Source organism: Daejeonella sp. (genome assembly GCF_049655485.1).
GTDB lineage: Bacteria > Bacteroidota > Bacteroidia > Sphingobacteriales > Sphingobacteriaceae > Daejeonella.
Map to the genome: position 1 here is coordinate 1 of NZ_JBASJU010000138.1, position 4729 is coordinate 4729.

Annotated in this window: 3 protein-coding genes; 2 read left to right on the forward strand and 1 reads right to left on the reverse strand. The window is 42.1% G+C overall.

Features of this window, described 5'->3' with window-relative positions; all coding sequences use genetic code 11:
- The first annotated feature begins 231 nt into the window (after window positions 1–231).
- Both WBJ10_RS05715 and WBJ10_RS05720 read left to right on the forward strand, forming a co-directional pair.
- Window positions 232–693, forward strand: coding sequence for a type I restriction enzyme HsdR N-terminal domain-containing protein (locus tag WBJ10_RS05715; RefSeq protein ID WP_424288568.1), 462 nt, complete (start codon window positions 232–234; stop codon window positions 691–693).
- 199 nt (window positions 694–892) lie between these two features.
- Window positions 893–1630 carry an acyl-CoA desaturase gene (locus tag WBJ10_RS05720; RefSeq protein WP_424288570.1) on the forward strand — a complete coding sequence of 246 codons (738 nt, stop codon included), beginning with the start codon at window positions 893–895 and terminating at the stop codon, window positions 1628–1630.
- Between the two features lie 113 nt (window positions 1631–1743).
- Here the strand turns inward: WBJ10_RS05720 and WBJ10_RS05725 are convergent, their stop codons facing one another.
- Complete coding sequence (locus tag WBJ10_RS05725) at window positions 1744–4422, reverse strand: valine--tRNA ligase (RefSeq protein WP_424288569.1); 2679 nt, start codon at window positions 4420–4422, stop codon at window positions 1744–1746.
- Window positions 4423–4729 lie beyond the last annotated feature (307 nt).

Genomic DNA, 4729 nt, shown 5'->3' on the forward strand with positions numbered 1-4729 from the left:
TGTAATTATATTTTAGCCCTAATTTACGTGTAGTTGTGCCGCCAGCCAAGTATTCCTTGATAATCTGAGGCTTGTTTTGCTTTTTGTCCATCGTTGACCTAAGTTTTTTGTCAACCTATGTCAGGACGAGTCAATATCTAATTATCAACGAAAACTCTGCGAACTTTGCGCACTTTGCGGTTAATTTTCGCACTTTGCAGTTAGCTTGCGAAATGCACGAGCGGTAAATAAATGTTTGAACCAATTCCTTTAAATCTTCCTCAGTATGCCTTTCGCCTTAAAGAGGTAGACAACACCCGTTATATTTTCGATGCGATAAGAAAAAAATTCCTCGTCCTTACCCCCGAAGAATGGGTAAGACAGCATTTCGTCCAGTTTCTTATTCAGGAAAAAAAATATCCCCGGACGCTGATCAAACTAGAGGGCGGATTAAAACTAAATTCACTGCAGAAACGCTCCGATATCCTGCTGTTTAATAGCTCAGGCGAGAAGATTATCCTGGTGGAATGCAAAGCACCTTCAGTAAAAATCACCCAGGCAACCTTCGATCAGGTCGCGAGGTACAACATTATCCACCGTGTTAAACACTTAGTAGTTACCAACGGTCTCAGCCACTTCTGCGCGGAAATTGATTTTGAAAAAGACTCGTATAAATTTTTGGAAGGTTTGCCCGGATATCGGCTTGATATTTGAATAGTTAATTAAAGTTTCTATGTTTACTAAAAACTATTCAATTATCGGAACTTAAAAATCCAAACGGCGGGTATCGCCGTAATTAAACCAAAGAAATTTACCCGGACGAATTGCCACTTGCATGGTCTGAAAAACCTCATAGCTCATTAGCTCAACATAAATTTAGTTGATCACTGTTCTGTGTTAAACTAATTTTATGATCATAATTTTCGCCTTCTTTTTTGCGCACTGGTTTCTGTCTTTGTTTTTTCAGACCTTTTTTCAACACAGATACGCTTCTCACCGGATGTTTACCATGAGCAAGACATGGGAGCGGGTTTTTTATTTTATGGCCTTTATTTTTGAAGGGGCTTCTTTTTTGAATCCCAGAGCTTACGCGATGATGCACAGGGAACACCATGCATATAGCGATACGGAGAAAGACCCTCATTCCCCCCATTTTTTCACAGACGTGTTCCAGATGATGAAGGCAACTATCATTACCTTTAGAGACCATTTAAATCGCACAAAAGATGTTGATGGCCGCTTCCCCGGTTATTATCCCGAGTGGCCCATTATCGACCGGATTGGTTCATCCATCGCCTCAAGGCTTGTTTTCGGTGCACTTTATACTTGGTTTTACATCGAGTTTGTACCAGCAGGTTCTGAATGGCTTTACCTTTTATTGCCAATCCATTATCTCATGGGCCCGCTGCATGGCGCTATTGTCAACTGGTGCGGCCACAAATACGGCTATTCCAATTTTGATAATAACGACAAGTCAAAAAATACGACCCCATTTGATTTTCTGATGCTGGGTGAACTTTTCCAGAACAATCATCATCGTTATCCAAACAGTGCAAACTTCGGGCATAAATGGTTTGAAGTAGATCCGGTCTATCCTGTTATGAAGGTATTGCACTATTTGAGGATTATTAAGATCCGGAAAGCGTATTAAAGAAAAACGAACCTACCTGCCGGCAGGGGGCCAAACATCCATTTAAAAACAGTGTCTTTGCAAGCAGGTACTATGAAGCAATCTCTCACTAAGGGTTAAAACAAAAACTTCAACTAGAGTTCTAAGCTTGCAAGCCCTTCTTCAAGCATTTTGATTTTCGACATAGCATCCTCTTTCTTACGCCGCTCATTCTCAACAACCGTGGCGTTGGCATTCTGAACAAACCGTTCGTTTGATAATTTAGCATCGACCGATTTCAGAAAGCCTTTCAGGTAATCCAGCTCCTTACTTAAGCGCTCTTTTTCTGCAGCAGCGTCAACATTGTTTGCAAGGGGCACAAAGAACTCATCAGTGCCGGCAATAAATGAAGCTGCACCATGAACTTTATCATTTACAAAGCCAGCGCGACTGATGTTAGCCAGCTTAGAAATAATAGTAACGTAGTTCTTATAGTTAATGGAAGAGTTGGCTTTAATTTCTACTTCAAGGGCTTCCTTAGGTGATATCTGCTTCACATTTCGGATATTTCTGATCTCAGAAACAACTTGTTTTACCATTTGAATATCCTGTAACAATCCATTGTCAAGCCTGGTGGCTGTTGGATAAGGCGCTACAATACAGCAATCCAGTTCTGCCCGCTGGCCGAAAAGTTCATCATGCCAAAGCTCTTCTGTTAGGAATGGCATTAAGGGATGGAGCAGTTTCAAAATTCTCTCAAAATACTGAATGGTAATCCCGTGGGTCTCCGCATCGATCGGCTGCTGATAAGTTGGCTTTATCATTTCGAGGTACCAGGCACAGAAATCATCCCACACCAATTTGTATATACCCATCAGAGCTTCAGAAAGCCGATATTGCTTGTAGTTTTCCTCAATTTCATTCAAAGCTTGGCTAAATGCCGACTCAAACCAATCAATGGCTTGCTGATTAGTATTAGGTAAGTTAGGATCTACCTCAAATCCTTTTACAAGGCGAAATGCATTCCATATCTTATTGGCAAAGTTACGCCCCTGTTCGCAGTACGACTCGTCAAACATCAGGTCATTACCCGCCGGGGAACACAAAAGCATTCCCACACGAACACCATCTGCTCCATATTTATCAATAAGGTCGATAGGATCAGGGGAATTGCCCAGCGACTTAGACATTTTTCTTCCCTGCTTATCTCTTACAATTCCTGTGAGATATACATTCTTAAACGGCGCTTCACCACGGAATTCGTGCCCAGCCATAATCATCCGCGCTACCCAGAAAAAGAGTATTTCAGGAGCCGTAACCAGGTCGTTAGTGGGATAATAATAGTTGATATCGGCATTATCCGGATCTTTAAATCCGTCAAAGACTGAGATCGGCCAAAGCCAGGAAGAGAACCAGGTATCAACCACATCGTCGTCCTGCCGCAGCCCGCCTTTCGGCGATTCTGGAAACTGAATTGAAAATTCCGCCTGTGCTTCAGCCTCGGTTTTAGCAACAACCCACTCCCCTTTTTCATTATACCAGGCAGGAATGCGCTGACCCCACCAAAGCTGCCGGCTGATGCACCAATCCTTCACATTCTCCATCCAGTGCCGGTAGGTATTGATGAATTTTTCAGGAATAAGTTTAACCTCGCCATTCAGGACATAATCCAGGGCTGGTCCTGACATTTCCGACATCTTACAAAACCACTGCAGCGATAATTTGGGCTCTATAGCCGCATCAGTACGTTCGGAAAACCCAACCTGCGATTTATATTCTTCTACCTTTTCAATGAAGCCTTGCTCCTCAAGCATCAGCACAATCTTCTTCCGTGCGGCAAAGCGGTCTTCACCAACAAGTATGACCGCTTTCTCGTTCAGCGATCCATCGTCATTGAGAATATCGATAACCGGAAGTTTGTGTTTAACCCCAAGCTCGTAATCGTTCAGGTCATGCGCAGGCGTTACTTTCAAACAACCCGTCCCGAACTCCATATCAACATATTCATCTTCAATAACCGGAATTTCCCTTCCAACTAAAGGAATCAAAATCTTCTGCCCCCTTAAATGAGTGTATCTTGGATCGTTCGGATTAATACATATCGCCGTATCCGCCATAATAGTCTCCGGCCTCGTCGTAGCAATTACTATATAATCTTGAGCCACATCCCCCGTCCCCAAGTCTTGATTCTTGGTTCTTGGTTCTTGATTCTTGTCACCTGATACCTGATACTTTATATAGTAAAGTTTTTGGTTTACCTCTTTCCGTATAACTTCCTCATCCGAAACGGCTGTTTTACCCTTAGGATCCCAATTCACCATGCGGATTCCGCGGTAAATCCAACCTTTTTTATAGAGGTGGATAAAAGTATCTATCACCGCTTCAGACATGTCGTCTTCCATGGTAAATCGTGTCCGATCCCAATCACATGAAGCACCAAGCTTCTCCAGCTGTTTAAGAATTATTCCTCCATACTTATCTTTCCATTCGTAAGCATGCGACATAAACTCCTCCCGGCTCACATCCTTCTTTTCTATTCCTCTCTCTTTAAGCGATGCTACCACTTTTGCTTCTGTTGCAATTGAGGCATGGTCTGTTCCTGCTACCCAGCAGGCATTTTTACCCTGCATGCGCGCCCTTCTGATCAGCACATCCTGAATGGTGTTGTTGAGCATATGCCCCATATGCAAAACACCGGTAACGTTTGGAGGTGGAATAACTATGGTATAAGGCTCGCGGTCATCAGGCACCGACCGGAAAAATTTCTTGTCCAGCCAATATTGATACCATTTATCTTCCGTTTCCTTTGGATTATATGTTTTAGGGATGCTCATTCTTGATAGGGGAATTAAACCGCGAATTTAACAATAAGGTTTCATTTAAGAATAGAAAACGACCCTAATTAAAGCTGTAGTCAAAGAAGTACCAGCTTTTCCGGGTATTGTGTTTAAAATTTTAGTGCAGGGCACACAATATTTTCAATTATTAAAAGTTGAATATATAATGATTGCAATGGGCTCTAAAACGGTAAGAAATTTTTCAATCTTAAATGTTAAAGGCTGCATAGCAAAGAAAAACTTGTTCTAATGAAAATTAGCTCAAATTTCAAACTGTCCTCCTTTCTTCTGGATTATTTAAAAT

What these genes read in the sequence shown, in the direction of transcription:
- WBJ10_RS05715 (WP_424288568.1), top strand. Translation starts at nt 232, where the DNA reads ATGTTTGAACCAATTCCTTTAAATCTTCCTCAGTATGCCTTTCGCCTT.
- WBJ10_RS05725 (WP_424288569.1), bottom strand. Translation starts at nt 4,422, where the DNA reads ATGAGCATCCCTAAAACATATAATCCAAAGGAAACGGAAGATAAATGG.